Origin of the sequence: Pseudomonas sp. yb_5 (genome assembly GCF_043103865.1) — a bacterium.
Lineage (GTDB): Bacteria > Pseudomonadota > Gammaproteobacteria > Pseudomonadales > Pseudomonadaceae > Aquipseudomonas > Aquipseudomonas putida_Y.
Genome location: NZ_JBICKE010000084.1, coordinates 1 through 26,035 on the forward strand (window position 1 = coordinate 1; position 26,035 = coordinate 26,035).

General features: G+C 62.8%; 21 protein-coding genes and 1 pseudogene. 11 read left to right on the top strand and 11 right to left on the bottom strand.

Going from position 1 to position 26,035, the window contains the following annotated elements:
- Positions 1-52 precede the first annotated feature (52 nt).
- Both ycaC (ACF8GF_RS13790) and ACF8GF_RS13795 read right to left on the bottom strand, forming a co-directional pair.
- Entirely contained in the window at positions 53-679 is a 627-nt protein-coding gene (gene ycaC / locus ACF8GF_RS13790; RefSeq protein ID WP_003253573.1) for an isochorismate family cysteine hydrolase YcaC, read from the bottom strand.
- A 71-nt stretch (positions 680-750) separates the two neighbouring features.
- Positions 751-1,113 (bottom strand): AraC family transcriptional regulator, encoded by a 363-nt coding sequence (locus tag ACF8GF_RS13795; RefSeq protein WP_020192890.1) that lies wholly within the window; start codon positions 1,111-1,113, stop codon positions 751-753.
- A gap of 180 nt (positions 1,114-1,293) precedes the next feature.
- Between ACF8GF_RS13795 and ACF8GF_RS13800 the strand changes: the two genes are divergently transcribed.
- From ACF8GF_RS13800 to ACF8GF_RS13815, 4 genes are all read left to right on the top strand, one after another.
- A complete protein-coding gene (locus ACF8GF_RS13800; RefSeq protein ID WP_176682851.1) occupies positions 1,294-2,268 on the top strand; it encodes a GlxA family transcriptional regulator in 975 nt (324 codons plus the stop codon).
- 154 nt (positions 2,269-2,422) lie between these two features.
- Positions 2,423-4,210, top strand: a complete 1,788-nt coding sequence (locus ACF8GF_RS13805) for a monovalent cation:proton antiporter-2 (CPA2) family protein (protein WP_339442837.1) — start codon at positions 2,423-2,425, stop codon at positions 4,208-4,210.
- Between the two features lie 689 nt (positions 4,211-4,899).
- Positions 4,900-5,193, top strand: coding sequence for a hypothetical protein (locus tag ACF8GF_RS13810; RefSeq protein ID WP_209969199.1), 294 nt, complete (start codon positions 4,900-4,902; stop codon positions 5,191-5,193).
- Between the two features lie 170 nt (positions 5,194-5,363).
- Positions 5,364-5,942 (top strand): PBECR2 nuclease fold domain-containing protein, encoded by a 579-nt coding sequence (locus ACF8GF_RS13815; RefSeq protein WP_392487779.1) that lies wholly within the window; start codon positions 5,364-5,366, stop codon positions 5,940-5,942.
- A 195-nt stretch (positions 5,943-6,137) separates the two neighbouring features.
- On the opposite strand, the gene ycaC (ACF8GF_RS13820) is transcribed toward ACF8GF_RS13815, so the two are convergent.
- Positions 6,138-6,767 (bottom strand): isochorismate family cysteine hydrolase YcaC, encoded by a 630-nt coding sequence (gene ycaC, locus ACF8GF_RS13820; protein ID WP_012274792.1) that lies wholly within the window; start codon positions 6,765-6,767, stop codon positions 6,138-6,140.
- A gap of 262 nt (positions 6,768-7,029) precedes the next feature.
- Between ycaC (ACF8GF_RS13820) and ACF8GF_RS13825 the strand changes: the two genes are divergently transcribed.
- The 3 genes from ACF8GF_RS13825 to ACF8GF_RS13835 all read left to right on the top strand — a co-directional run bounded on the left by ACF8GF_RS13825 (position 7,030) and on the right by ACF8GF_RS13835 (position 11,012).
- On the top strand, positions 7,030-7,941 hold the full coding sequence (locus ACF8GF_RS13825; RefSeq protein WP_010955764.1) for a LysR substrate-binding domain-containing protein: 912 nt from the start codon (positions 7,030-7,032) through the stop codon (positions 7,939-7,941).
- Positions 7,942-8,149: 208 nt separating this feature from the next.
- Positions 8,150-9,412, top strand: a complete 1,263-nt coding sequence (locus ACF8GF_RS13830; protein ID WP_392487780.1) for an OprD family porin — start codon at positions 8,150-8,152, stop codon at positions 9,410-9,412.
- Position 9,413: 1 nt separating this feature from the next.
- Positions 9,414-11,012, top strand: a complete 1,599-nt coding sequence (locus ACF8GF_RS13835) for an MFS transporter (protein ID WP_176682855.1) — start codon at positions 9,414-9,416, stop codon at positions 11,010-11,012.
- A 177-nt stretch (positions 11,013-11,189) separates the two neighbouring features.
- Here ACF8GF_RS13835 and ACF8GF_RS13840 read toward each other — a convergent pair whose 3' ends face one another.
- From ACF8GF_RS13840 to ycaC (ACF8GF_RS13855), 4 genes are all read right to left on the bottom strand, one after another.
- Complete coding sequence (locus ACF8GF_RS13840; RefSeq protein ID WP_392461524.1) at positions 11,190-13,031, bottom strand: amidohydrolase; 1,842 nt, start codon at positions 13,029-13,031, stop codon at positions 11,190-11,192.
- A 337-nt stretch (positions 13,032-13,368) separates the two neighbouring features.
- Positions 13,369-14,187 (bottom strand): alpha/beta fold hydrolase, encoded by an 819-nt coding sequence (locus tag ACF8GF_RS13845; RefSeq protein ID WP_392487781.1) that lies wholly within the window; start codon positions 14,185-14,187, stop codon positions 13,369-13,371.
- Positions 14,188-14,227: 40 nt separating this feature from the next.
- The gene (locus ACF8GF_RS13850) at positions 14,228-14,536 is read right to left on the bottom strand and encodes a hypothetical protein (RefSeq protein WP_176682857.1); all 309 of its coding nucleotides are present in this window, start codon (positions 14,534-14,536) and stop codon (positions 14,228-14,230) included.
- A 117-nt stretch (positions 14,537-14,653) separates the two neighbouring features.
- Positions 14,654-15,283, bottom strand: coding sequence for an isochorismate family cysteine hydrolase YcaC (gene ycaC, locus ACF8GF_RS13855; RefSeq protein WP_392487782.1), 630 nt, complete (start codon positions 15,281-15,283; stop codon positions 14,654-14,656).
- Between the two features lie 148 nt (positions 15,284-15,431).
- Here ycaC (ACF8GF_RS13855) and ACF8GF_RS13860 point away from each other — a divergent pair.
- Positions 15,432-15,633 (top strand): annotated as a pseudogene (locus tag ACF8GF_RS13860) (mechanosensitive ion channel protein MscS); the annotation flags it as partial.
- A 298-nt stretch (positions 15,634-15,931) separates the two neighbouring features.
- Here ACF8GF_RS13860 and ACF8GF_RS13865 read toward each other — a convergent pair.
- Both ACF8GF_RS13865 and ACF8GF_RS13870 read right to left on the bottom strand, forming a co-directional pair.
- Positions 15,932-17,218 carry an NAD(P)/FAD-dependent oxidoreductase gene (locus ACF8GF_RS13865; RefSeq protein ID WP_392487783.1) on the bottom strand — a complete coding sequence of 429 codons (1,287 nt, stop codon included), beginning with the start codon at positions 17,216-17,218 and terminating at the stop codon, positions 15,932-15,934.
- A gap of 157 nt (positions 17,219-17,375) precedes the next feature.
- Positions 17,376-18,866, bottom strand: coding sequence for an aldehyde dehydrogenase family protein (locus ACF8GF_RS13870; protein ID WP_003253547.1), 1,491 nt, complete (start codon positions 18,864-18,866; stop codon positions 17,376-17,378).
- Between the two features lie 135 nt (positions 18,867-19,001).
- Here ACF8GF_RS13870 and ACF8GF_RS13875 point away from each other — a divergent pair, with 135 nt between their 5' ends.
- The gene (locus tag ACF8GF_RS13875) at positions 19,002-19,892 is read left to right on the top strand and encodes a LysR family transcriptional regulator (RefSeq protein ID WP_209969177.1); all 891 of its coding nucleotides are present in this window, start codon (positions 19,002-19,004) and stop codon (positions 19,890-19,892) included.
- A 175-nt stretch (positions 19,893-20,067) separates the two neighbouring features.
- Entirely contained in the window at positions 20,068-21,462 is a 1,395-nt protein-coding gene (locus tag ACF8GF_RS13880; RefSeq protein WP_209969175.1) for a VOC family protein, read from the top strand.
- Positions 21,463-21,561: 99 nt separating this feature from the next.
- Here ACF8GF_RS13880 and ACF8GF_RS13885 read toward each other — a convergent pair whose 3' ends face one another.
- Positions 21,562-22,488 carry a LysR substrate-binding domain-containing protein gene (locus ACF8GF_RS13885; RefSeq protein WP_176682861.1) on the bottom strand — a complete coding sequence of 309 codons (927 nt, stop codon included), beginning with the start codon at positions 22,486-22,488 and terminating at the stop codon, positions 21,562-21,564.
- 156 nt (positions 22,489-22,644) lie between these two features.
- Between ACF8GF_RS13885 and ACF8GF_RS13890 the strand changes: the two genes are divergently transcribed.
- Positions 22,645-24,033, top strand: coding sequence for a NorM family multidrug efflux MATE transporter (locus tag ACF8GF_RS13890; RefSeq protein WP_176682862.1), 1,389 nt, complete (start codon positions 22,645-22,647; stop codon positions 24,031-24,033).
- Between the two features lie 248 nt (positions 24,034-24,281).
- On the opposite strand, the gene ACF8GF_RS13895 is transcribed toward ACF8GF_RS13890, so the two are convergent.
- Positions 24,282-25,949 (bottom strand): bifunctional diguanylate cyclase/phosphodiesterase, encoded by a 1,668-nt coding sequence (locus ACF8GF_RS13895; protein WP_176682863.1) that lies wholly within the window; start codon positions 25,947-25,949, stop codon positions 24,282-24,284.
- Positions 25,950-26,035 lie beyond the last annotated feature (86 nt).

Sequence of the window (26,035 nt, forward strand, 5' to 3'; positions counted from 1 at the left end):
GCAGCCATGGTAGGGGCGGGTTTACCCGCGAAGAGGCCGATACAGGTTTACATCATCGCGAGGCGAGCGCCGCGTAGCTGTTCATCAGGTTGCGGTAGTTGGGAATACGCTGCGACAGCAGGTTGCCCAGCCCTTCGATGTCGTTGCGCCAGTCGCGGTGCAGTTCGCAGGCCACCGAGAACCAGTTCATCATCTGCGCACCCGCCTGGGTCATGCGCACCCAAGCCGCTTGTTGCACGGTTTCGTTGAAGGTACCCGAGGCATCGGTCACCACGAACACTTCAAAACCTTCCGCCAGCGCCGACAGGGTCGGGAAAGCCACGCACACATCGGTCACCACACCGGCGATGATCAGTTGCTTGCGGCCCGTGGCCTTGATTGCCTTGACGAAGTCTTCGTTGTCCCAGGCGTTGATCTGGCCCGGACGGGCAATGTACGGCGCATCCGGGAACATTTCTTTCAGCTCGGGCACTAGCGGGCCATTCGGGCCTTGCTCGAAGCTGGTGGTGAGGATGGTCGGCAGGCCAAAGAACTTGGCCAGGTCGCCCAAGGCCAGCACGTTGTTCTTGAATTCGTTGGGCGAAAAATCCTGCACCAGCGAGATCAGACCGGTCTGGTGGTCGACCAGCAGCACCACGGCGTCGTCTTTGTTCAGGCGCTTGTAATCGGGTTGGCTCATGGGGTGACTCCTTGGGTTGGGATAACGGGCCGGCACTGCCCGCAGGGGTTATACCGGTGGATAGCATTGGCTTAAGAAAGTGTCTGCGCCTGCCGCCAGGCCTTGGGTGGCTGGCCGACCAGGCGGCTGAAAGCACGGGTGAAATGGGCCTGGTCACAAAAGCCGCATTCCAGGCTCACGTGGGTGATAGGCGCCTCGGTTGCAAGCAAGCGCTTGGCCTTTTCCATGCGCGCCAGCAGGCGCCAGGCCTGCGGCGAAAGGCCGGTGTTGACTTTGAACGCGCGGGAAAAATGGCTGCGGGTAAGGTTGCATACCGCGGCGATCTCGATGATCGACAACGGGCTATGCAACATCAGCTCCTTGGCCCGGCGCAGCCGCGCGGGCGTGAGTGCGCCGGGGGTTTGCAGCGGCGCTTCGGGCGTCCCAGGGTACATGGCGACTCTCCTGTTCAATGCAGAAAGTCTCGCCCCCGGCACATGACGAAGTCCTGAGCCAAACCTGAATTATTGTTAATTGTGCGCTGCTGGCCCTGAGCGTTTTGCCGATACCTTAAGATGCGTTTCGTATTCAGCTTCTGGCCGCTACCCGCGGCCGGCATTCAAGGCGAAAGAGGTATGCAGGAAAAACCCGCACACCGCACCGTGGCCATGGTGCTGTTCAACGATGTGCTACTGCTGGATGTCACCGGCCCCATGGATGCATTCGCCATCGCCAACCGGTTCTTGCCAGCAGAACGGCAATATCGGCTGCTGACCTTGGCCGAGGGACAAGCGGTGGTACGCGGCTCATGCGGCCTGAAGGTAGTGGCAGACCGGCGCCTGGAAGACTTGCCGGAGGCCGTCGACCTGTTGCTGGTCCCGGGCGGCCCAGGGGCTTATGCCGTCGCCTTGCCAGGGATCGAGCGCTGGCTACCCAAGGCCGTGCGCCAGGCCAAACGCTTCGGTGCCATCTGCACCGGGGTGTTCCTGCTGGGTCGGGCCGGGTTACTCAATGGCTATCGCTGCACCACCCACTGGAATTACGTGGAGCGCCTGGCACAGGCGTTTCCCGAGGCCAAGGTGGAGACCGAGCAGATTTATGTGATGGACCGCTGCCTGATCACCTCGGGCGGTATCACTGCAGGGATCGACCTGGCACTGGCGGTGGTTGCCGAGGACCATGGCAAGGCGCTGGCCCTGGAAGTGGCCAAGGTGCTGCTGGTTGCCCGTCATCGTCAGGGCGGGCAGACACCTTACGGACCGTTGCTGGCTGCGGTTCCACGCGATGACTCGCCGATTGCCCGGGTACAGGCCTATATAGTCGACCACATCGAGCAGGCATTCACCGTGCAGAAAATGGCCGAACTGGTGGCCATGAGCGGGCGCAACTTTGCCCGAACGTTTCTGCGCGAGGTGGGAATGACGCCGCTGCAGTACCTGCAGAATGCGCGCATCGACAGCGCGCGCAAGCTGCTCGAAGGCAGCGACCTGCCGTTAAAGGTTGTGGCAGCGCAGTGCGGGTTTGGCAGCGACCGGCATTTGCGCAAGGTATTCTGTGAGCGGATTGGCATGACGCCGGCGCAGTATCGGGCACAGTTTGGTGGGGGATGAGCGCGGGCCACTCCCACAACTGACCGCAGCCACCGTCTCTTTTTTCAGGACAATGTTTCTTCCCGACATCAGATTGTCTAATGCCAGCCCAGCCTCCAGAATCGTCGGCCAACCTGTAATAACGCTGCCCCGGCAGCTCATGGAGTAAGAGCCAATGCCACACGAAGGCAGCCTTCTGCAAACTGCAGTGATCTTCCTGCTTGCCGCCGTCCTCGCCGTCCCCCTGGCCAAGCGCTTGCAACTGGGTGCCATGCTCGGCTACCTGCTCGCCGGTGTGGTCATCGGCCCGCAAGCACTTGGCCTGGTCCACGACACAGAAAGGGTGGCGCACATTTCCGAACTGGGCGTGGTCTTGCTGCTGTTCATCATCGGCCTGGAGCTGTCGCCCAAACGCTTGTGGCTGATGCGCAAGTCGGTGTTCGGTGTTGGCACTGCCCAAGTGCTGCTGACCGGCGCGGTTATCGGCGCCATCGCCCTGTTCGGCTTCAGCCAGACGCTGCCCGCGGCCATCGTGCTCGGTCTGGGCCTGGCGCTTTCGTCAACCGCCCTTGGCCTGCAGAGCCTGGCAGAGAACAAACAGCTCAATGCCCCGCACGGCCGTCTGGCGTTCGCCATCCTGTTGTTCCAGGACATCGCCGCGATCCCGCTGATCGCCTTGGTACCACTGCTGGCCGCCACTGGCCCGGACACCAGCAGTGGCGACAGCCTGGAGAATGGGCTGAAGGTATTCGCCAGCATCGCCGTGGTCATCATCGGCGGCCGCTACCTGTTGCGCCCGCTGTTCCGCACCGTGGCTCGCACCGGCCTGCCGGAAGTGTCCACTGCCACCGCACTGCTGGTGGTGATCGGCACCGCCTGGCTCATGGAACAAGCCGGTATTTCCATGGCCCTGGGCGCCTTCCTCGCCGGCCTGCTGCTGGCAGACTCGGAATACCGCCACGAGCTGGAATCACAGATCGAACCCTTCAAGGGCCTGCTGCTGGGGCTGTTCTTCATCAGTGTCGGGATGGGTGCAAACCTGCACCTGCTGCTGGAGATGCCGCTGGTGGTGCTGGGCCTGACCCTGTTGCTGGTGGCCGTGAAGCTGGTGCTGCTGGTCGGCACCGGTCGCCTGGCCGGCGGCCTGAGCGGCGCCAGCGCGCTGCAACTGGGCATGGTGCTGGCCGCCGGCGGCGAGTTCGCCTTCGTGGTGTTCAAGCTGGGCAAGGACCAGGGCCTGTTCGATACCCAGACCTACGACCTGCTGCTGATGACCATTACCCTGTCGATGGCCATCACCCCACTGCTCATGATTGGCTGCGCCCACGCCCTCAAACGTGCGCAGCCAGTGCGTGAAGTGCCCGAACATTACAAGGCCATCGACGCCGGCACACCGCGGGTGGTAATCGCCGGCATGGGCCGCATGGGCCAGATCGTCGCGCGTATCCTGCGGGCACAGAAGATCCCGTTCGTTGCCCTGGAAACCTCGGTGGATGCCATCGAGATGACCCGTATGTTCGAGCAGGTGCCGGTGTTCTACGGTAACCCGCTGCGCCCCGAGGTACTGCATGCGGCCAAGGTGGGTGAGGCGGAGTACTTCATCATCACCATCGATGACCCGGAAGCCGCCATTCGTAGCGCTGAACGGGTAAAACGCCTGTACCCGCACCTGAAAGTGCTGGCCCGGGCGCGTAACCGCCAGCACGTGCACAAACTGGCGGATGTGGGCGCCGAACCGATTCGCGAGACATACCACTCCAGCCTGGAAATGGCCCGCCGGGCACTGGTGGGGTTGGGCCTGAGCGATGAACAGGCGGCGGACCGCATTGCACGGTTCACCCAGCATGACGAAGAGGTGCTGGAGGCCCAGGGGCAGGTACGTGATGACCGGGCCAAGGTGATGCAGACGGGCAAGGAGGCGCGGGTGGAGCTGGAACGGTTGTTTGAATCGGATGCGGATTGAGGCCTTTTGGCGCATGCCTTGAGGGTTGTAGTGCCTGTGAGATCGAGCGCCGCCCGCGCGGCGCTTCGCGGGTAAACCCGCTCCTACGTCTGTTTCGGGCCAGTTATTCCTGTGGGACGCGCACGCGAGCCCCCTGGCGCACGCCTCGATATCGCGTCGTACAAACAAGGCGGTCGCGCGCGCCTGGCACAGGAGGGACTGGCCAGAAACAAACGTAGGAGCGGGTTTACCCGCGAAGCGCCGCGCGGGCGGCGCTCGATCTCATGGGCGCCCAAAAACTATCGCCAGGCACCTGGAAGCCATCCTGCAATTTCCTGACGATCACCTCGCCGCCATGACGCGAACACACAAAAGCCATCACAAAATCGTCTAATTCTCAGCTGGGTCCTACTTCCCCGCGAACCATTTCCTACGTTCACGCCAATCCCAAGGAATTATCCTACGCATCGTGTCGACGCCCATCTGATTGTCCGGGGAAGGCCTGCTCTCTAGGCTGACCGGGTCGCTGTCGGTTCAGCGATCGGGTGTGGAAACCCGGATGTGATGAAGGGCTGCCGTTATGGCAGTTGTGCGCGTGAGGCCGTTTGGCCTACCGGCTTGCCTTCTCACCGGTTTTCCACCCCGCGCACAACTGCCGCCTTCTGCGTGGAAACGGGTGGTTGCAGTTCAATCCTGGAGAAGGAATTGCCATGAAAAGAATCGTCCCCGATCCACCCCTCCCCAACACCACACAACGCTCTTTCAGCCGCTGCGATGCCGGCCATCCCCCATTGTTCACCGTAAACCCCGGCGTTTCCGCCCACGATGCCCTGGTGCATGTCGCCCAATACCTGCGCGGTGCCTACGACTGTGGCTACAAAGCCTTGGAGCATCTGGATGACACAGGCAAGAGCCTGTTCTGGAGCAACCTGAACGCACTCGAAATGGCAGAAGGTTTGGTTGAGGCATTGCTGGATGGGATTGAGTCACAGCCAATAAGTTGAAGTGATTTACATCAGCCCTGAGCAGGCTGCAATGACTAGCCTGCTCTGCCCAAATGCCGGAAATACCCTACACGACGCGTCACCCTCCATCTGATTGTTAGGGGCCCCCCTTCGCCATAGGCTCACCTGGCCGCCGCCACATCAGCGACTGTTCCCAGTCAGGTATTTCATTGAGCCCCAACAGCCCAGCCGCAAAAAATGCCGAAAAGAAAGGCCAGAACTCCTGGCTGGACGAACAATTACCCGACCTCAGAACACTTGCGCGTGAACTACGCGCCCAGGCTATCGAAGAACTAGCGCCTGCTGATTCGCATGACGCTGCAGTCGAGGTTGCTGCACTGCATCTGGGCTTGGACAGCAAAAACGTTGAGGTAGTCAGCATCAGCAGCCCACTGGGCGACATCCGGATTCAGCGCAGCTGTATCTACCACATCGTCGAGAAGAGACAGGACGCCCGGGAACGCTATGTAAAGGTAGCGCTGGATACGTTAATCGGACCATTTGAGGTATGGCAGGTCGCTTACACCAATGACACTTTCAGGCTGGCCTTCATCGGCGTCTACGAAACCAGGCGCCAGATGCTGGTAATCGTGCCCCTCGACAACGGCAAAACGCTGTGGAATTTCATGCAGTGCGATGCAAAAGCACTGAACAAACATCGCCACGGGCTGCTGCTCTACAAGCGGTACAATTTTCTGCCAAGAAAAGAAAAGGGCCACTGTCACCAGTGGCCCTGTATTTGCGCTTGATATTCATATACACACCCTCAAGCAGGGGTGTGGAGGTCTCACCCGACGCTGATGATTCAGCCATCGACGGGGTTCCTACGCCAGCTTTTACCGCTGAATGGCAGCTGGTTTCGCGCTCAGTTCAAACGCTAACAACACTCTACGATCAAGTCAACGGTAGCCCCAAGGGGAGGCTACCCATCAGGTTACTTAGTGTTACTTACCCGCAGTCAGCGCGTTATAGCTGGTCATCAGGTTGCGATAATCCGGAATGTGGTTGGAGCATAGTGCAGCCAACCCTTCGACATCGTTGCGCCAATCGCGGTGCAGCTCGCAGGCCACGCCGAACCAGGTCATCAGTTGGGCGCCCGCCTGGCTCATGCGGTCATGGGCAGCATCGCGGGTCATTTCGTTGAAAGTGCCGGAAGCATCAGTCACCACGAACACGTCAAACTCTTCTTCCAGGGCAGACAGGGCCGGGAAAGCTACGCACACTTCAGTCACAACGCCGGCGATGATCAGTTGCTTCTTGCCAGTGGCTTTCACGGCCTTGACGAAGTCTTCGTTGTCCCAGGCGTTGATCTGGCCAGGGCGGGCAATGTACGGCGCATCCGGGAACAGGGCTTTCAGTTCCGGCACCAGCGGGCCGTTGGGGCCTTGCTCGAAGCTGGTGGTGAGGATGGTCGGCAGGTTGAAGAACTTGGCCAGGTCAGCCAGCGCCAGCACGTTGTTCTTGAACTTGTCCGGCTCGATATCGCGCACCAGGGACAGCAGGCCAGCCTGGTGGTCGACCAGCAGTACGGCAGCGTCGTCTTTGTTCAGGCGGTTGTAGGTGAATTTGCTCATGGTCTGTGCTCCTAAGGGTTATGAATTTTTCAGCAATCCGGGGTGTTTCGCGTTGATGGGCACAGATTAAAATCATCACCTTTGCGGCGGTAGTTAGCAGAATCTGGCTTTAGCGTTCTGATTTATGAACGATGGATTTGTCGGGGGCTGTGCCGGCCTCTTCGCGGCTAAAGCCGCTCCTACACGGACCGCATAACCCTGTAGGAGCGGCTTCAGCCGCGAAGAGGCCGGCAAAGGCAACCAAATACCCGGAGACCGATCATTGGAAGACCTCAACTCCCTCTACTACTTCACCCAGGTCGTCGAACATGGCGGCTTCGCCCCGGCCGGCCGGGCGCTGGACATGCCCAAGTCAAAACTCAGCCGGCGAATCGCCGACCTTGAAGACCGTCTGGGCGTGCGGCTGCTGAACCGCACCAGCCGCCACTGCTCGCTGACCGAGATCGGCCAGGCCTACTACAACCGTTGTCTGGCCATGCGTGTGGAGGCAGAGGGCGCGGCGGAAATCATCGAGCGCAACCGCAGCGAACCGCGCGGGCTGGTGCGCATCAGTTGCCCGACCACCCTGCTCAACTCCTGGGTCGGGCCGATGCTGACCCGCTACATGCTCAAGTACCCGCAGGTGGAGCTGTTCATCGAAAGTACCAACCGCCGTGTCGACCTGTTGCACGAGGGCTTCGATATTGCTCTGCGGGTGCGCTTTCCGCCGCTGGAGAACACTGACATGGTGATGAAGGTGCTGAGCAACAGCACCCAGTGCCTGGTCGGCCAGCCTCAATACCTGGCGCAACTGCCCAAAGGGTTTGACCCACAGCTGCTGGGCACACTACCCAGCGTGCATTGGGGCAGCGCACAGCGCGAGTACCAGTGGGAACTGTTCCAGGGTGAGGACAACAGCCGCAGCATCGTCATCCCGCATACGCCACGTATGGTGACTGATGACCTGTTTGCCTTGCGCCACTTCGTGGTAGCTGGAGTGGGGATTGCGCACTTGCCGCGGGTGGCGGTGCGTGAGGACCTGGCGGCGGGACGTCTGGTTGAGCTGATTCCGGACTGGCACCCGCGCTGCGGTATCGTGCATGCAATCTTCCCATCGCGGCGTGGGTTGCTGCCGTCGGTGCGGGCGCTGATCGACCATCTGGCTGAGGAATTTGCCATCAGCGACATGGCTTGAGGTCCCGACTGGCTGAGCCGGCCTCTTCGCGGGCATGCCCGCTCCCACTGGTATTTGCACAAGGCTCGGGGCCGGTGGTGGCCCTGTAGGAGCGGCTTTAGCCGCGAAAGGGCCGGTACAGGCAATGCAAATCCCCACCCAGCACACCCTTACAAGACCTTGGGTCTACTCTTCTTCCACACTCCCGGATCATCCCCCGGAGCCCCTCATGATCCGCGCCACTCACGGACCAGGCCGCGCCCTGCTCGCCACCCTCGCCCTCTGGCCGGCGCTCAGCCAGGCCGATGAACCCGGCTGGTCGCTGCTCAGCCGCAACTATTTCCTGCACAGTGACTTCCGCTCGCCCTCCGGCAGTGGCCAGAACTACCGCCAGGAATGGGCCCAAGGCTTCATCGGCGAGGTGCGTTCCGGTTTCACCGAAGGCACTGTCGGCGTCGGCATCGATGCCCATGGCTTTCTTGGCCTCAAGCTCGACGGCGGCCGCGGCCATGCCGGCACCGGCCTGCTGCCACGCAACAGCGATGGCCGCGCCGAATCCGAGTACTCCAGCGCCGGGGCCGCGCTCAAACTGCAGCTAGGCAACACCCGGTTGCGCTATGGCGAGATGATGGTGGAAACCCCGGTGTTCGACACCGGTGACAAACGCCTGCATCCGGAATACGCCACCGGCTGGCTGGTGGAAAACACCGACCTGCCCGACTGGCGCCTGCAGGCCGGGCGTTTCACTGCCTTCAACAACCAGGACAACAGTTCCACCCACGACGACTTCAGCGGCTACGGCGCCAGCACCCACAACCGGGCCATCAGCCTGGCCGGTGCCACCTTCGCGCCCAACGGGCCGTTCGGCGCCGCACTGTATGCCGGGCAGCTGGAAAACACCTGGCGCCAGGCCTACCTCAACCTGATCCTGGCCGAGGGCAACTGGCGCCTGGACGGCAACCTGTACAAAACCCGCGACACCGGCAACGCCAGCGCAGGGGCGATCGACACCCTCGCCTACAGCCTGCTGGCCAAGTACAGCTTCGGCGCCCAGGCGCTGAGCCTGGCCTACCAGAAGGTCGAGGGCAACACGCCTTTCGACTTTGTCGGCGGCGACTCGATCTACCTGGCCAACGCGATCAAGTACGCCGACTTCAACGGCCCTGGCGAGAACTCGTGGCAACTGCGCTACGACCTGAACTTCGCCACCCTCGGTGTACCTGGCCTGAGCCTGATGGGCCGCTATGTCATCGGCCGCGGCATCAACGGCAGCCATGCGCCTGCGGGCGGCATCTATGTGAACCAGTACGGCGACGGCGGCAAGCACTGGGAGCGCGACATCGACCTGAAATACGTGGTGCAGTCAGGGGCTGCCAAGGACCTGAGCCTGTCGTTCTCCCACGTCAGCCACCGCGCCAACCAGGCCCAGGCGGGCGGTGATATCGACCGCATCTACCTGATCATCGAATACCCACTCAAAGGCAGCTTCTGACATGAGTACATCCCCTTCAGGTGCCTGGAGCCCGTTGCGTAACACCACCTTCCGCATGCTGTGGGTCGCCACCATCGCCTCCAACATCGGCACCTGGATGCACGAGGTGGGCGCAGGCTGGCTGATGACCACGCTGTCGGCCAGCCCGCTGCACGTGGCGTTGATCCAGGTAGCCGGCTCGCTGCCGATGTTCTTCCTGGCCCTGCCGGCCGGCGCAGCGGCGGACATCGTCGACAAACGCCGCTACCTGTTGCTGGTGCAGCTGTGGATGTCTTGCGTAGCGGTGGTGCTGGCGGCCCTGACCTTGCTCGGGATGATGAACGTCACCTTGCTGCTGGTGCTGACCCTGGCACTGGGCATTGGAACAGCGCTGATGATGCCGGCGTGGAGCGCACTGACACCGGAACTGGTGGGCAAGGAGGACCTGGCCAACGCGGTGGCGCTCTCCAGTGTCGGCATCAACGTGTCACGGGCCATCGGCCCGGCACTGGCAGGGGTGGTGGTGAGCATGGTCGGCCCGTGGCTGACCTTTGCCCTGAATGCCATCTCGTTCGCTGGCGTGATCCTGGTGCTGTTCCTGTGGAAGCGCGAAGTGAAGGAACCACTGCTGCCGGCTGAGCGCTTCGTTGGCGCCATGCGCACCGGGTTGCGCTTTGCCCGCAGTGCCAAGCCTTTGCAGGCCGTGTTGCTACGCGCGTTGGCGTTCTTTTTCTGCGCCAGCGCCGGCACTTCGCTGCTGCCACTGATCGTGCGTGGCGAGATGCACGGCACTGCAGCGGACTTCGGCCTGCTGCTGGCGGCCATCGGTATTGGCGCAGTGGCGGGCGCCACCTTGCTGCCGCGCCTGCGTGAGCGCATCAGCCGTGACCGCCTGGTGTTACTGGCCAGCCTGCTGTATGCCCTGTTCCTGCTGGCCCTGGCGTTGGTGCGCAATTTCTATGCGCTGCTGCCCGCGATGCTGCTCAGCGGCGCGGCGTGGATCGCGGTGCTGTCCAACCTGCAAGTGGCTGCGCAGACTTCGGTGCCAGCCTGGGTAAGGGCGCGGGCTTTGTCGGTATACATTCTGATCTTCTTCGGCGCCATGGCCTGTGGCGGCCTGCTGTGGGGCACGCTGGCCAGCCATGCAACGATCACCTTCAGCCTGCTGCTGGCCGCAGGCGGCCTGGCGCTGGGTACCTTGCTGACCTGCAAGGTGACGCTGCCGGAAACCGAGGCAGAGGAGCTGACGCCGTCGCTGCATTGGCCGGTGCCGGTGCTGAGCGATGACATGGACAAGGAAGTCGGACCGGTGATGGTCACCGTCGAGTACCACATCGCCCCCACCAAAGCCGAGGCCTTCCAGCAGGCGGCGCGAGAGCTGGAAGCGATGCGCAAGCGCAATGGCGCATTGTCGTGGGGGTTGATGCGGGACAGTGCTGATCCGGCGCTGTGGCTGGAGTTCTTCTTCGAGGAATCATGGCTGGAGCATCTGCGGCATCACCATCGGGTGACCCGTGGCGAACTGAAGATCGAGGCGCGGGTCAGGATGCTGCAGACCGATGGGGTTGAGGTGCGGATTCGGCATCTATTGGCTGGTGGGGAGCATAAGGCACACCATTGATGCCGGCCCTTACGGCCCATTCGCGGGTGAACCCGCTCCTACACATGATCTGCGGTAAACACACACCGGACGTTGGAAACAGGCCGTTGTAGGAGCGGGTTTACCCGCGAAAGGGCCGGCACTGAAGACACAAGAAAGGGGCCAGTTATTGGCCCCCGTTCGTCACATCAGCTCAGCTTAGAAAGCGAAGCACGAACAGCCCAGCGCCCCCCAGAAGCCCTGGAAGTCATTTACCGGCACGCTCGAATGCCGCGCCTTTTCGTGGCTGTGCGCATGCACACCACAAGGCCCGCTGCACTGGTGCACGGTGGCTGCCAACGATGGCGTACCGACGCGCCAGTGCCCCGGCACCTTGGTCACCGGCGACCACTCGGGCAGCACCGGCACCTGCGGCGGGCCAAGCTTGTCGAACTCACCAGCACCGTACACCACCTTGCCATCAACGATGGTCAACACTGATTCGATACCCTTGATCGCTTCCTCATCGACACTGAAGAAGTCCAGCGACAACGCGGCCAGGTCAGCCAGCTGGCCCACCTTGATCTGGCCTTTCTTGCCTTGCTCGCTGGAAAACCAGGCGCTGCCCTGGGTGAACAGTTGCAGCGCGGTGTCACGGCTCAGACCTTCCGGGTACAGCTCCATGCCACCGACCGTCTTGCCACTGACCAGCCAGTACAGTGAAGTCCATGGGTTGTAGCTGGACACCCGAGTGGCGTCGGTACCCGCGCCCACCGGCACGCCCATCTCGAGCATGCGCTTGATCGGCGGGGTCTGCTCGGCGGCCTTGGCGCCGTAGCGGTCGACGAAGTATTCACCTTGGAAGGCCATGCGGTCCTGGATGGCAATACCACCGCCCAGCGCACGCACGCGTTCGATGTTATGCGGGGTGATGGTTTCGGCGTGGTCGAAGAACCAGGGCAGGCCGTTGAATGGAATGTCACGGTTGACCTTCTCGAACACGTCGAGCATGCGCGTGATCGATTCGTTGTAGGTGGCGTGCAGGCGAAATGGCCAGCGCTGCTCGACCAAGTGGCGCACCACCGGCTCCAGCTCTTCTTCCATGGTTTGCGGCAGGTCTGGGCGCGGCTCGAGGAAGTCTTCGAAGTCGGCGGCAGAGAACACCAGCATTTCGCCAGCGCCATTGTGGCGCAAGAAGTCGGTACCGCTGTGCAGCTTGACGCTGGAGGTCCACTTCTTGAAATCGTCGAGTTCTTCCTTGGGCTTCTGGGTGAACAGGTTGTAGGCGATGCGTACGGTCAATTGATCGTTGTCGGCCAGCTCCTGGATCACGGAGTAGTCGTCGGGGAAGTTCTGGTAGCCGCCGCCGGCGTCGATGGCGCTGGTCAGGCCCAGCCGGTTGAGCTCACGCATGAACTGGCGAGTGGAGTTGACCTGATACTCCAGCGGCAGCTTAGGCCCCTTGGCCAGCGTAGCGTAGAGAATCATCGCGTTCGGGCGGGCGATCAGCATGCCGGTCGGGTTGCCGAACTTGTCGCGCTGGATCTCGCCACCCGGCGGGTTCGGTGTGTCCTTGGTGTAGCCAACGGCCTTGAGTGCGGCGCGGTTGAGCAACGCGCGGTCGTACAGGTGCAGCAGGAACACCGGGGTGTCGGGTGCGGCCTGGTTGATTTCTTCAAGGGTGGGCATGCGCTTTTCGGCGAACTGGAATTCGTTCCAGCCACCGACCACGCGCACCCACTGCGGGGTGGGCGTGCGCGCCGCCTGGTCCTTGAGCATGCGCAGGGCATCGGCCACCGACGGTACCCCTTCCCAACGCAGCTCGAGGTTGTAGTTCAGACCGCCACGGATCAGGTGCAGGTGCGAGTCATTGAGACCCGGGATCACCGTGCGTTGCTTGAGGTCGATGATCTGCGTGGCGGCACCCTTGTGGGCCATGGCCTCGGCGTCGCTGCCCACGGCGATGAAACGGCCGTCCTTGATGGCGACAGCAGTCGCGGTGGGCTTTTCGCGGTCAACGGTGTGCAGTTTGCCGTTGAACAGAATCAGGTCGGCGGTCATGGAACCTCCTTGCGTGGATGCGTGAGCGGAACCGGCTTGGCCGGTAAAAGGCAATGCGGACCAGAGTGCGCCGGCGGCACCGAGCACAGTGCTGGTGGCGAGGAACTGGCGACGGGTCTTGTCGTTGCGATCCTGGGACATGGGCTTCTCCGACTAGGGGCCGGCAGGGGGACTGCGAAGCATGCCGGTTGATGCAAGGCCTGGGCTTGAATGGATGTGCGGTGGGTTGAAGAAGGTTAGCCCTGGTCAAGCTTTTTGCTGCCTGGGCCGGCCTCTTCGCGGGTAAACCCGCTCCTATGTCTGTAGGAGCGGGTTTACCCGCGAATGTTTCCCACAATTACCGCTGAAGGAACGCCAGCAAGTCCTCATTCAGCTGCTGCGCATGAGTGACTGCAAAACCGTGCGGCGCCCCGGCATACACCTTCAGCTCGGCGCCGCGAATCAGCTCCGCCGCCTGCTTGCCGGTGGTCTCGAACGGCACGATCTGGTCGTCATCGCCATGGATCACCAACGTCGGCACATCGACCTTGGCCATGTCCGGACGGAAATCGGTCTCCGAGAAGGCCGTCACACAGTCCAGGGTGCCTTTGATTGACGCCATCAGCGCAATGTTCAGGGTCTGCGTCTGCACACCCTGGGACACCTGCTGCCCATGGTTCAGGCCGTAGAACGGCGTGGCGAAATCGGCGATGAACTGCGCGCGGTCTGCACGCAGGCCGGCCTGGATGCCCTCGAACACCGACAGGTCGACACCGTCAGGATTATCGTCACGCTTGCCGAACACTGGCGTCACCGCGCCCAGCAACACCAGCCCGGCCACCCGCTCGCTGCCGTGGCGGGCGATGTAGCGGCTGACATCACCGCCCCCCATCGAGAAGCCCACCAGGGTGACGTCGCGCAGGTCGAGGTGTTCGATCAGCTGGGCAATGTCATCGGCGAAGGTGTCGTAGTCGTAACCGCTCCACGGCTGGCTCGAGCGCCCGAAACCCCGGCGGTCGAAGGCGATGGCGCGGTAACCGCGGCTGGCCAGGAACTCCATCTGCGAATCCCACATGTCGGCGTCCAGCGGCCAGCCGTGGCTGAACAGCACAGGCTTGCCGCTGCCCCAGTCCTTGAAGTAGATCGAAGTGCCATCGCGGGCAACGAACGTGCTCATAGCGGTATCTCCTTGAAAGTTTCCAGGTGAAGGCGTCGGCTCAGCCGCGCAGCCAGTTGGCGCAGCGGCGGGTTACCCAAGGCATGATGTAGAACACCACGGGCAGGATGACGAACAGGTTGACGATCAGGTTGCCGGTGATCACGCCGCCCAACTGCGGGAAGCGTGCAAACAGCGGCGCCAGCAGTTGCGGGATGACCATGGTCATCGGGCAGATCACCAGGTAGGTCAGCAGTGCCTGCTTCCAACGCGGCGGTTGCAACGCCGGGGTGCCCGGCGAGCTATCAAGCACCTTGTGTTGCAGGCATACGGTCACCACTTCGCGGTTGTCATGGAGTGCGGTGTTCATCGGCGTTCCTTGGGATGAGCTTGCCCGCATTCACTCTGCAACGGCGAACGGGCGGTGGATTGGATGGGTGTGCTGCCCTGCGCGGGCACCGACTCACGGCGCCCGGGGCGGGTCGGCTTACTTGCCGGCGTTGAACGCGTTGTAGCTGGTCATCAGGTTGCGGTAGTCCGGGATGTGGTTGGAGCACAGCGCGGCCAGGCCTTCGATGTCGTTGCGCCAGTCGCGGTGCAGCTCACAGGCCACGCCGAACCATGTCATCAGTTGCGCACCGGCACGACTCATGCGGTCATGGGCAGCGTCGCGGGTCATGGCGTTGAAGGTGCCGGAGGCATCGGTCACCACGAACACGTCGAACGCTTCTTCCAAGGCGGCCAGCGCCGGGAAGGCTACGCACACTTCGGTTACCACGCCGGCAATGATCAGCTGCTTCTTGCCGGTAGCCTTCACCGCCTTGACGAAGTCTTCGTTGTCCCAGGCGTTGATCTGGCCAGGGCGGGCAATGTACGGAGCGTCCGGGAACAGGGCTTTCAGCTCCGGTACCAGTGGGCCGTTGGGGCCTTGCTCGAAGCTGGTGGTGAGAATGGTCGGCAGGTTGAAGAACTTGGCCAGGTCGGCCAGGGCCAGCACGTTGTTCTTGAACGCGTCCGGCTCGATGTCGCGCACCAGCGACAACAGACCAGCCTGGTGATCGACCAGCAGCACAGCGGCGTCGTCTTTGTTCAGGCGGTTGTATTTGAAGTTGGTCATGGTCGTTGCTCCTAAGGTTTTGATGTTCAGTCAGCTGGGTGTTTCGCGTTGATGGGAGAAGATTAAAACCATCACCTTTGGAGCGGTAGATAGCGGTTTTTGGCTTTAGCGTTCTGTTTTAGGAACGATGAAGAACGTAATGGGTTGACTGGCCGAATTCCACACGCTGACCCACTGCGTGCTGTAACGGATCGACAAGGAGCAGATGAAGAGTTGTTTGCAGCAGCGTGAAGAGCTGCCGACGGCGTGAGCAAGTTGCAGCGGTTCGGCGACAGAGCCGGGAGTCGTTGTCGCTGCAGAAGCCGGCTTCAATCAAGATGGGCGGCTTCCATGATTGGTCGCACACGTGAGCCTGTGCTGGCTTCTTCGCGGGTAACCCCGCTCACATGTTCACCACAGACCTCTCAGGCGGTAAACAGGCGCAACTGTCTTGCTCAAAATTTGAACAACCTGCGCAGTCGCCTGTAGGAGCGGGTTTACCCGCGAAGACGGTAGCGGCGGCAACGGTGATCGGCCTTTGGAAATTGGCCAGCAGGTCCGGCCCTTTCGCGGGTGAACCCGCTTCTACACAATGGCCTGCGCCGGGCCACCGATGTGTGCCCCCCGCTCCGCGCGTAGGAGCGGGTTCACCCACGAAGAGGCCAGCAGCTACAACACAACCCTCAGGCACTGACCCGCGTGGTACAGCGAGAACCCGGACTCATAGAACGCCGTACGCAGCGAAGGCGCGCTCACGCCGCTCATCGGCGAGAACGGAATGGGCAGGCTGTCCGCCTCGCCCTTGAGCAGGAACTCAGCAAACGCACGCCCGATCACGGTGCCGGTTGTGTTACCCCGCCCGTTGTACCCGGTTACCGCCACCAGCCCCGGCGCCGGCTCGAACAGGCGCATCAGGTGGTCGGGGGTGAAGTCGATGCAGCCGGTCCAGTGCATTTCCCACTCGACCTTGCCCAGCTCCGGGTAATAGTGGCTCTGGATGCGGTCAGCCCAGCTACGCACGAACCAGGCTGGCTTGTTGTCTACCCGGCCCAGGCTGCCGAGCAGCAGGCGGCCCTGGTCGTCGCGGCGGATGCTGCTGAGTACGGTGCGGGTGTCCCACGAACCTTGGCCATGTGGCAGCACCTTGTAGGCTGCAGCGCCCTGCAGCGGTTTGGAGGCTACCTGATAGTAGTAACCACGGAAAAACTGCTTCTGCAGGTTGCTCCAGTCGCCTTCGGTGTAGGCGCCGGTGGAAATCACCACCTTTTCGGCGCGCACAGCGCCACGCGCAGTCTTCACCCGCCAGCCATCCCCCTCACGCTCCAGGCCTTCGACCGAAGACTGCTGGAAAATCCTGCCGCCCAGGCGCGCCACGGCGGCCGCCAGGCCCTGGGTGTAGCCCATGGGGTTGATAGTGCCGGCGCGGCGATCAAGCAGCGCAGCGGAAATCTTGTCGGTACCGCAGTATTCCTGGCACTGGGCGCCAGTCAGCAGCTCGACGTCGGCACCTCGGCGGCGCCATTGTTCGTGACGCGCTTCGAGGTCGGCGATGCCGGTGGCGTTGTGCGCCATGTGCAGCGTGCCTTTGTGCTGGGCCTGGCAATCGATGCCGAGGCGCTCGATCATGGCGAACACTTCAGCCGGGGCTTCGCCAAGCACCTTGTTCAGGCGGCTGCCCTGCTTCTGGCCAAGGGTGGCCTCGACGTCGTCGGGGCGGATCCAGGTGCCGGCGTTGACCAGGCCGACGTTGCGCCCGGAGCCACCGTGGCCGATCTGCCAGGCCTCCAGCACGATCACCGACTTGCCCTGTTCGAGCAGGTGGATGGCCGCCGACAGGCCGGTAATACCGCCGCCGATCACGCAGACATCGGCCTTGTGCTCACCGGCCAGGGCCTGGGCGGCGACGGTCGGTTTGCTGACGTGTTCCCACAAGCATTGTTGACGCAGTTCGGACATGGCCGGCTCCAGCAATTTGTTCTTGTTGGGGCCGCAAGGCGGCCCATTCGCGGGTAAACCCGCTCCTACAGGGGTCGGTGTCGCTTGGACGAACCCTGTAGGAGCGGGTCTACCCGCGAACCGGGGGCCAGGCCCCCGGCCATGCAGCATCAATACATCAGTCGAACACGATACCCTGCGCCAGCGGCAGCTCACGCGAGTAGTTCACGGTGTTGGTCTGGCGACGCATGTAGCCTTTCCAGGCATCCGAGCCCGACTCACGGCCACCGCCCGTTTCCTTCTCGCCACCAAACGCACCGCCGATCTCGGCGCCGCTGGTGCCGATGTTGACGTTGGCGATACCACAGTCGCTGCCCGAGGCGCTCTGGAAGCGCTCGGCCTCACGGATGTCGGTGGTGAAGATGCAGGACGACAGGCCTTGTGGCACTTCGTTGTTCAGGCGCAGGGCCTCTTCGAAGTCGTCATAGGCCAGCACATACAGGATCGGGGCGAAGGTTTCGTGGCGCACCACGTCACTCTGCGCCGGCATTTCAGCAATGGCTGGCGAAACGTAGTAGGCGTTCGGGTACTGGTCGGCCAACTGACGCTCGCCACCAAATACCTGGCCACCTTCGTCGCGGGCCTTGGCCAGTGCACCTTGCATGGCGTCGAACGACTGCTTGTCGATCAGCGGGCCTACCAGGTTGTCTTTACGTGGGTCGCCGATGCGCACTTTGCCGTAGGCGGCTTTGACGCGGGCAACCACTTCGTCCTTGATCGAGCGGTGCACGATCAGGCGGCGCAGGGTGGTGCAACGCTGGCCGGCAGTGCCGACAGCCGAGAACAGGATGCCACGCACGGCCAGGTCCAGGTCGGCGCTCGGGGCCAGGATCATGGCGTTGTTGCCACCCAGCTCCAGGATGCTGCGGCCGAAGCGGGCAGCCACGCGTGGGCCGACTTCGCGACCCATGCGGGTGCTGCCGGTGGCGCTGACCAGCGGTACGCGCGGGTCGTCGACCATGGCTTCGCCAGCTTCACGGCCGCCGATAACCAGTTGTGCCAAGCCAGCCGGAGCATCGCCGAAGGCTTTCAGGGCTTTTTCGAACAGCGCCTGGCAGGCCAGGGCGGTCAGCGGAGTTTTCTCGGACGGCTTCCATACCACCGAGTTGCCGGCCACCAGCGCCAGCGCGGTGTTCCAGGCCCACACGGCAACCGGGAAGTTGAAGGCGCTGATGACGCCGACCACGCCCAGCGGGTGCCAGGTTTCACGCATGTGGTGGCCAGGGCGCTCGGAAGCGATGGTCAGGCCGTACAGCTGGCGCGACAGGCCTACGGCGAAGTCGCAGATGTCGATCATTTCCTGCACTTCGCCCAGGCCTTCCTGGGTGATCTTGCCGGCTTCGATCGAGACCAGCTCGCCGAGGTCGGCCTTGTGCTCACGCAGCACTTCGCCGAACAGGCGCACCAGTTCGCCACGGCGCGGAGCCGGCACACTGCGCCAGGCTTCGAAGGCGCTTTGGGCCTGATCGATGCGGGCGATGGTCTCGGCCTTGCCGAGCAGTTTCACCGAGGCGATCTGGCTGCCGTCGATCGGCGTGTGAACAGGGTAGTCGCCCTGGGTGTAAGCCTCGGCGGCAACGCCAAGGCGCTCGAGCAATCCAGCAACCATTTGTGCATCTCCTACATCGGTGATGGGGTGGAAAAATGATGTGGATCAGTATTAATCCGATCACATAGGTACAACAAACGACCTTTATTCCGCATATCATTCCGTCAGGTAATGATTTGAGCCGCAGAGACCGCTATGTCAAAACGCCTGGTACCCTCCATGACCGCCCTGCAGTGCTTTGAAGCTGCAGCCCGCCATCTGAGTTTTACCCGTGCCGCTGAAGAACTGCACCTGACCCAGAGCGCGGTCAGCAAGCAGGTGGCACAGCTGGAAGACATGCTGCGCCACCACCTGTTCCTGCGCATTCGCCGGCGCTTGCAGCTGACCCCGGCCGGCAGCCTGTACCTGGCCGAGGTCAACAAAATCCTCACCCAGGTGGACATGTCCAGCCGCTACGTACTCACCTACGGCGAGCAGACCGAGATATTGAAGGTAGCCACTCAACCGAGTTTTGGCGTGCGCTGGTTGATCCCGCACCTCAAGGGGTTTGGCAAACGGCACAGTAATATCCACCTGGACATTCGCAACGAAATGGAGCCGTTCGCCCTGCTGCAAGGCTCGGCTGACGTGGTGTTCTTCTATGGCCAGGGCACCTGGCCGGGGGCCACTTGCGTGGAGTTGTTCCGCGAAGAGGTGGTGCCGGTGTGTGCGCCAGAGCTGCTGGCCGGGCGCAAGCTGGCCGGTGCCGAGGAGCTGGCCGAGCTGGTGCTGCTGCAAAGCACCTCGCGCCCGGAGGCCTGGCATGAGTGGTTCCTGGAGCAGGGCCTGCAAAGCGTCAGCGCCTACCACGGGCCGCGCTTCGATACGTTCTATATGGCGTTGAGCGCGGCGCAGGCCGGCTGCGGGGTGGCGCTGGTGCCACGCTATCTGGCGGCGAAGGAACTGGCGGAAGGTAGCCTGGTGGTGCCGTGGAATCATGCGATGCGCAGCGCCGGGGCGCATTACCTGGCGTATGCCGAGCATGCGGCGGAGGTGCCCAAGGTGCGGGCGCTGGTGGAGTGGATCCACGAACAGCTACAGGCTTGAGGGCCTCTTCGCGGCTAAAGCCGCTCCTACGGGGACCGCGTAAGCGCGGCTTTAGCCGTGAAAGTGCCGTCGAGGTCGATCAAAAAAGGAATGACACACTCACTTTTTTTCGCTTGTGAGCAAAGTGCATTCCCAGCTTTCATGTAAGCGTCCGAACCCAACCAGGAAGCTAGCGATGCCAGCCCACGATTTCGTCAGCCCAGACAGCATCCGCGCGCAGTTCTCTGCCGCCATGTCGCTCATGTACAAACAGGAAGTGCCGCTGTACGGCACGCTGCTGGAGCTGGTGAGCGAAATCAACCAGCAGGTGATGGCCCGGCAACCCGAAGTGGCCGAGGCCCTGCGCTGGACCGGCGAAATCGAGCGCCTTGACCAGGAACGCCACGGCGCCATCCGCGTCGGCACCGCCGAAGAACTGGCCACCATCGCCCGCCTGTTCGCCGTCATGGGCATGCAGCCGGTCGGCTACTATGACCTCAGCTCCGCTGGCGTACCGGTGCATTCCACTGCCTTCCGCGCGGTGCACGAGCAATCGCTGCATGTCAGCCCGTTCCGGGTGTTCACCTCGCTGCTGCGCCTGGAGCTGATCGACAACCCGCAGTTGCGCGAGCTGGCACAGGGCATCCTGGCCAAGCGCCAGATCTTCACCGCCCGCGCCCTCGAACTGATCGCCCAGTGTGAGCGCGAGGGTGGCCTTGACGCCGCGGATGCAGAGACGTTCGTGCAGGAAGCGCTGCACACCTTCCGCTGGCACCAGGACGCTACCGTCACTGCCGAGCAATACCAGCAGTTGCACGACCAACACCGCCTGATCGCCGATGTGGTGGCCTTCAAGGGCCCGCACATCAACCACCTGACCCCACGTACCCTGGATATCGATGCAATCCAGCGCGGCATGCCGGCCAAGGGTATCCCGCCGAAGGCCGTGGTTGAAGGCCCGCCCACCCGCCGCCACCCAATCCTGCTGCGCCAGACCAGCTTCAAGGCTCTGCAGGAAACGGTCGCCTTCAGCGACCAGCAAGGCAGCAAAGGCAGCCACACCGCACGCTTTGGCGAAATCGAGCAACGCGGTGCAGCGTTGACGCCGAAAGGTCGCCAGCTCTACGACAAGTTGCTCGACGCTACCCGCGCTGCGCTGGGTGGCGCTCCAGCCGAAGCCAATGCCGAGCGTTACATGGCGCTGCTGAAGGCAAACTTTGCCGAATTCCCGGATGACCTGGCGCAGATGCGCGAACAAGGCCTTGCATATTTCCGCTACTTCGCCACCGAGAAAGGCCTGGCCGCACGCGACCAGGAAGGCCGCCCGACTACCCTGCAAGGCTTGATCGACGCGGGCCACGTGCACTTCGAGGCGCTGGTGTACGAGGACTTCCTGCCAGTGAGCGCAGCGGGGATCTTCCAGTCCAACCTGGGCGACGATGCGCAGGCCGAATACGGCAGCAACGCCAACCGCGAAGCGTTCGAAGCGGCGCTGGGGTTGCAGGTACAGGATGAGCTGGCGCTGTATGCGCAAAGCGAGCGCCGGTCGCTGCAGGCCTGTGCACAGGCGTTGAATCTGGGCTCGATGTAAATCTGTACCAGCCTCTTCGCGGGCTTGCCCGCTCCCACAGGTAACAGGGCATATGACCTGTGGGAGCGGGCGAGCCCGCGAAGAGGCCGGTGCAGGTGATCAAAGACGCGGCAAGATTTCCACATCCGGCAAATCCATCGCCGCCACCTCGTCTTCCAGAAACGCACTCAACCGCCGCAAACGCTCGCCACCCGGGCGGGTACGCGGCCACACCAGGTAGTAATCCATGCCGCTGGGCACCGCCGTCGGCCATGGCAGGCTCAAGCGCTTCTGCGCCACATCTTCGGCCACCATCAGCAAGTCGCCCATGGATATCCCGTAGCCACGCGCTGCGGCAATCATGCCCAGCTCCAGGGTGTCGAACACCTGGCCGCCCTTGAGCGATACCTTGTCGCCAAGCCCCATACGCTCCAGCCACTCCCGCCAGTCACGCTTATCCACCGTGGGGTGCAGCAGTTCGACAGAGGCCAGCCTGCACACATTCCAGGGTTCCTCGTCGAGCAGGTCCGGCGCGCCGACCGGGATCAACAACTCAGGGAACAGCTTGCGCACCTCCCACTCCGGCGGGAATACCCCGTCGCTGAGCAACACCGCGCAATCGAACGGCTCCTGGTGGAAGTCCACATGGTCGACATCCATCCAGGCACTGGTCAGCTGCACCTCATTGCCCGGTTGCAGGTGGCGAAAGCGACTGAGGCACGCCAGCAACCAGCGCATGGTCAGGGTCGAGGGGGCTTTCATGCGCAGTATGTCGTCTTCACCACTCAAGGTTTCGCAGGCCCGCTCAAACGCCGCAAAGCCCTCGCGCACGCCCGGTAGCAGTACCCGCCCCGCTTCGGTAAGTTGCAGGCTGCGGCCACTGCGCACGAAGAGGCGGCAGGCAAAATGCTCTTCCAACGTACGGATATGCCGGCTGATGGCGCTTTGGGTAATAGAAAGCTCTTCGCCCGCACGGGTGAAGGAGCTTAGCCGCGCGGCAGCTTCGAATGCGCGCAGTGCATACAGCGGTGGTAGCTGGCGTGGCATGAGGCACCTGCAATATAGGCGTGTGAGGCAAATCACCGAGAAACCTATATACATGAGTTCAACTCATGCCAACTATCGCTTTTATCCTTTTGTGCAAAGTTGACCGAAGCCTCAGAATCGCCGTTCGTTGATCACTCCAGAATGAAGGACCGCCCCATGCACGTCGCGCCCACCACAGAACTCAAGGCTTTGCTGCGCCTGGCCGGGCCGCTGATTGCCTCGCAGTTGGCGCACATGCTAATGGTGCTGACCGACACCCTGATGATGGCCCGCATCAGCCCTCAGGCTCTGGCGGGTGGTGGTCTGGGGGCAGCCAGCTATTCGTTCGTATCGATCTTCTGCCTGGGCGTGATCGCCGCAGTCGGCACGCTGGTGGCCATTCGCAAGGGTGCCAACGACATCGAGGGCGCTACCCGCCTGGCGCAGAACGGTCTGTGGCTGGCCTGGGGCCTTGCACTGTTCGCCGCGCTGGTGCTGTGGAACCTTGAACCGGTGCTGCTGCTGTTCGGGCAAAAGCCCGAGAACGTGGCCTCGGCTGCGCAATTCCTTACCCTGCTACCGCTGGCCCTGCCCGGCTACCTGACCTTCATGGCCTTGCGCGGCTTCACCAGCGCGCTGGGCCGCTCGACCCCGGTGATGGTCATCAGCCTGGTAGGCACGGTGCTCAACTACCTGTTCAACGTGGCGCTGATCGAGGGCATGTTCGGCCTGCCCAAGCTGGGGCTGATGGGCATCGGCCTGGTCACTGCAGTGGTGTCGATGGGCATGGCCATCGCCCTGGCGCTGTACATTCGCTGGCACCCGGCCTACGCCGCCTACCCGCTGCGCAAGGGCCTGTCACGCCCATCACTGGCGGCCTTGCGCGAACTGTGGCGGCTGGGCCTGCCGATTGGCGGCACGTACATGGTGGAAGTGGGCCTGTTCGCCTTCGCAGCGCTGTGCATGGGCGTGCTGGGCAGCACCGAACTGGCGGCGCACCAGATTGCCCTGCAGATCGTGTCCACGGCATTCATGGTGCCGACAGGCTTGTCCTATGCGGTGACCATGCGCGTAGGCCTTTACTACGGCGCCGGTAACCTGCTGGCAGCACGCAGCGCCGGGCGGGTGGGCATCGGCTTCGGGGCAATGATCATGTTTGCCTTCGCCGCCCTGTTCCTGCTGCTGCCCGAAGCGCTGGTAGGGCTGTTTATCGACCGCAATGACCCGGCCTTTGCCGCGATCTTCCAGGTGGCCGTGCAGTTGTTGATGGTAGCGGCGTGGTTCGAACTGTTCGACGGCATGCAGACGATTGCCATGGGCTCTATCCGAGGGCTGAAAGATGCCAAGACCACCTTCCTGATCGGGCTGGTGTGCTACTGGCTGGTGGGGGCGCCGAGCGCCTGGTTGTTCACCTTTACCCTGGGCGGTGGTGCAGTAGGGATCTGGTGGGGGCTGGCGCTGGGGCTGGCATGTGCGGCGGTGGCGCTGACCTTTGGCTTTGAATGGCGGATGAAGCGGTTGCTGGGTAAGGGTTGGGCTTCCGGAAAGGCGACGGCTTCGGCCTGACTTGCGGGCCTCTTCGCGGGTAAACCCGCTCCTACAACGGCCTGTGCCCAACCCCCGGTGTGTGTCCACCGCAGATCAGTGTGTAGGAGCGGGTTTACCCGCGAATACGATGGTGGCGGCAACGGTGAACGCCTGGTGGAGATTGGCCAGCAGGCCCGGCCCATTCGCGGGTAAACCCGCTCCTACAGGATTGCGCAGGCTCAAAATTGCGCGGTCCCTGTGGGAGCGGGCGTGCCCGCGAAGAGGCCCTAAAGGACAGCCTCCAACTGGCGGCCAGGCGCCTGCAGCAAATACGCCATCAATTCCTCTATCGGCAGCGGCTTGCTGACCAGGAAACCCTGCACCTGGTCGCAGCCAAACCCACGCAACAACGCCAGCTGCTCTTCACTCTCCACCCCCTCGGCCACCACCTCGAGGTTGAGGTTGTGCGCCAGGTTGATCATGGCGTGCACCAGCTTGCGGTTTTCTTCACGCATTTCCATTTCCGCAACAAAGCTGCGATCCACCTTGAGCAAGGTGATCGGCAGGCTGTTGAGGTGCACGAACGAAGAAAACCCGGTGCCAAAATCATCGAGCGAGAAGCGCACGCCCAGGCGACCCAGCGCGTCCATGGTCTGGCGCACCACCTCGTTGCGGCGCATCACCGCCGTCTCGGTCAGCTCGAACTCAAGCCAGCGGGCATCCACACCGTGCTCGAGGATCAGGCGACTCAAGGTGGCCAGTAGCTGGCTGTCCTGGAACTGGCGGAAACTCAAATTGACCGCCATGTGCAGCGGTTCCAGGCCGCGCTCGCACAGTGCCTGCATGTCACTCAAGGCACGGGAAATAACCCAATAGCCCAAGGGCACGATCAGGCCGCTCTGCTCGGCCAGTGGCACGAACTCGCTGGGCGGCAGCAGCCCGCGCTCGGCATGGCGCCAGCGCACCAGCGCCTCCAGCCCGACAATGCGCCCGTCGGCCAGGTTAAGGCGGGGCTGATAGTGCAGCTCCAGCTCGTCGCGGCGCAGGGCGCGGCGCAATTCGCTTTCCAGGTCGGCAAGGCTGCGGGCGTTGCGGTTGATGCGTTCGTTGAACACATGGAAGGTGCAGCCTTGGCTGCCCTTGGCCTGACGCATGGCGATGTGCGCGTGCCACATCAGCGGATCGGCGCCGCTCTGTGCGCGAGCATGGGCCAGGCCCAGGCTGCAGCCCAACAACAGGCTTTCGCCGTCGATCCAATAAGGTTCGGCCAAGGCCTCGACGATGCGGTCGGCCATCCATTCGGCGCGGTTGGCATCGCGGCGGGTGTCGATCAGCAGGGCAAACTCGTCGCTGCCCAGTCGTGCCAACTGGTCGCCCGCTTCCAACTGATGCTTCAGCCGTGCCACGACCTGCAGGATCAACCGGTCACCGCACTGGTGGCCGAGGGCATCGTTGACGTGGCGGAAGTTGTCCAGGTCCAGGTGGCCAAGCGCAACACCACGGCCGTCGTTTTCGGCCAGGCGCGCATTGAGCAAAGCCTGGAAGCCCTGGCGGTTGGCGATGCCGGTCAGCGGGTCCTGCTCGGCCAGGCGCTGCAAGGTGGCGACCAGCACACCGCGCTCTCGCACATGGCGCAGTGAGCGGCGCAGGGTATCGGCGTTGAGCTGGTCGCGTACCAGCCAGTCGCTGACAGCGCTGGGCGCCGCCTCAGGCTCGTGGTCAAGCAGCAGGATGGTCGGCAGCTCGCAACGCCCGGCGGCGGGCTGCAAGCCTGGCGTTGCCAGTACGACGGCCTGGCGATCATGACTGAACAGGCTGTCGACCGCCTCCCAGTTTGGCGCAGTCAGTAGCACGGCGCTGCCACCCAGTGCAGGCATGCAGGCGTGCAACAAGGCGGCCCATTCCGGCTCATCGGCCAACAGCAGCAAACGCAAAGGTTCGACAGGCGTGGACAAGCGGGCTCCTTAGGGCTTCACGGTGCAACGAGACTGGCGGATATGCCACTGCATTCAATGAAAATGATTTTCAATTTTATACATGT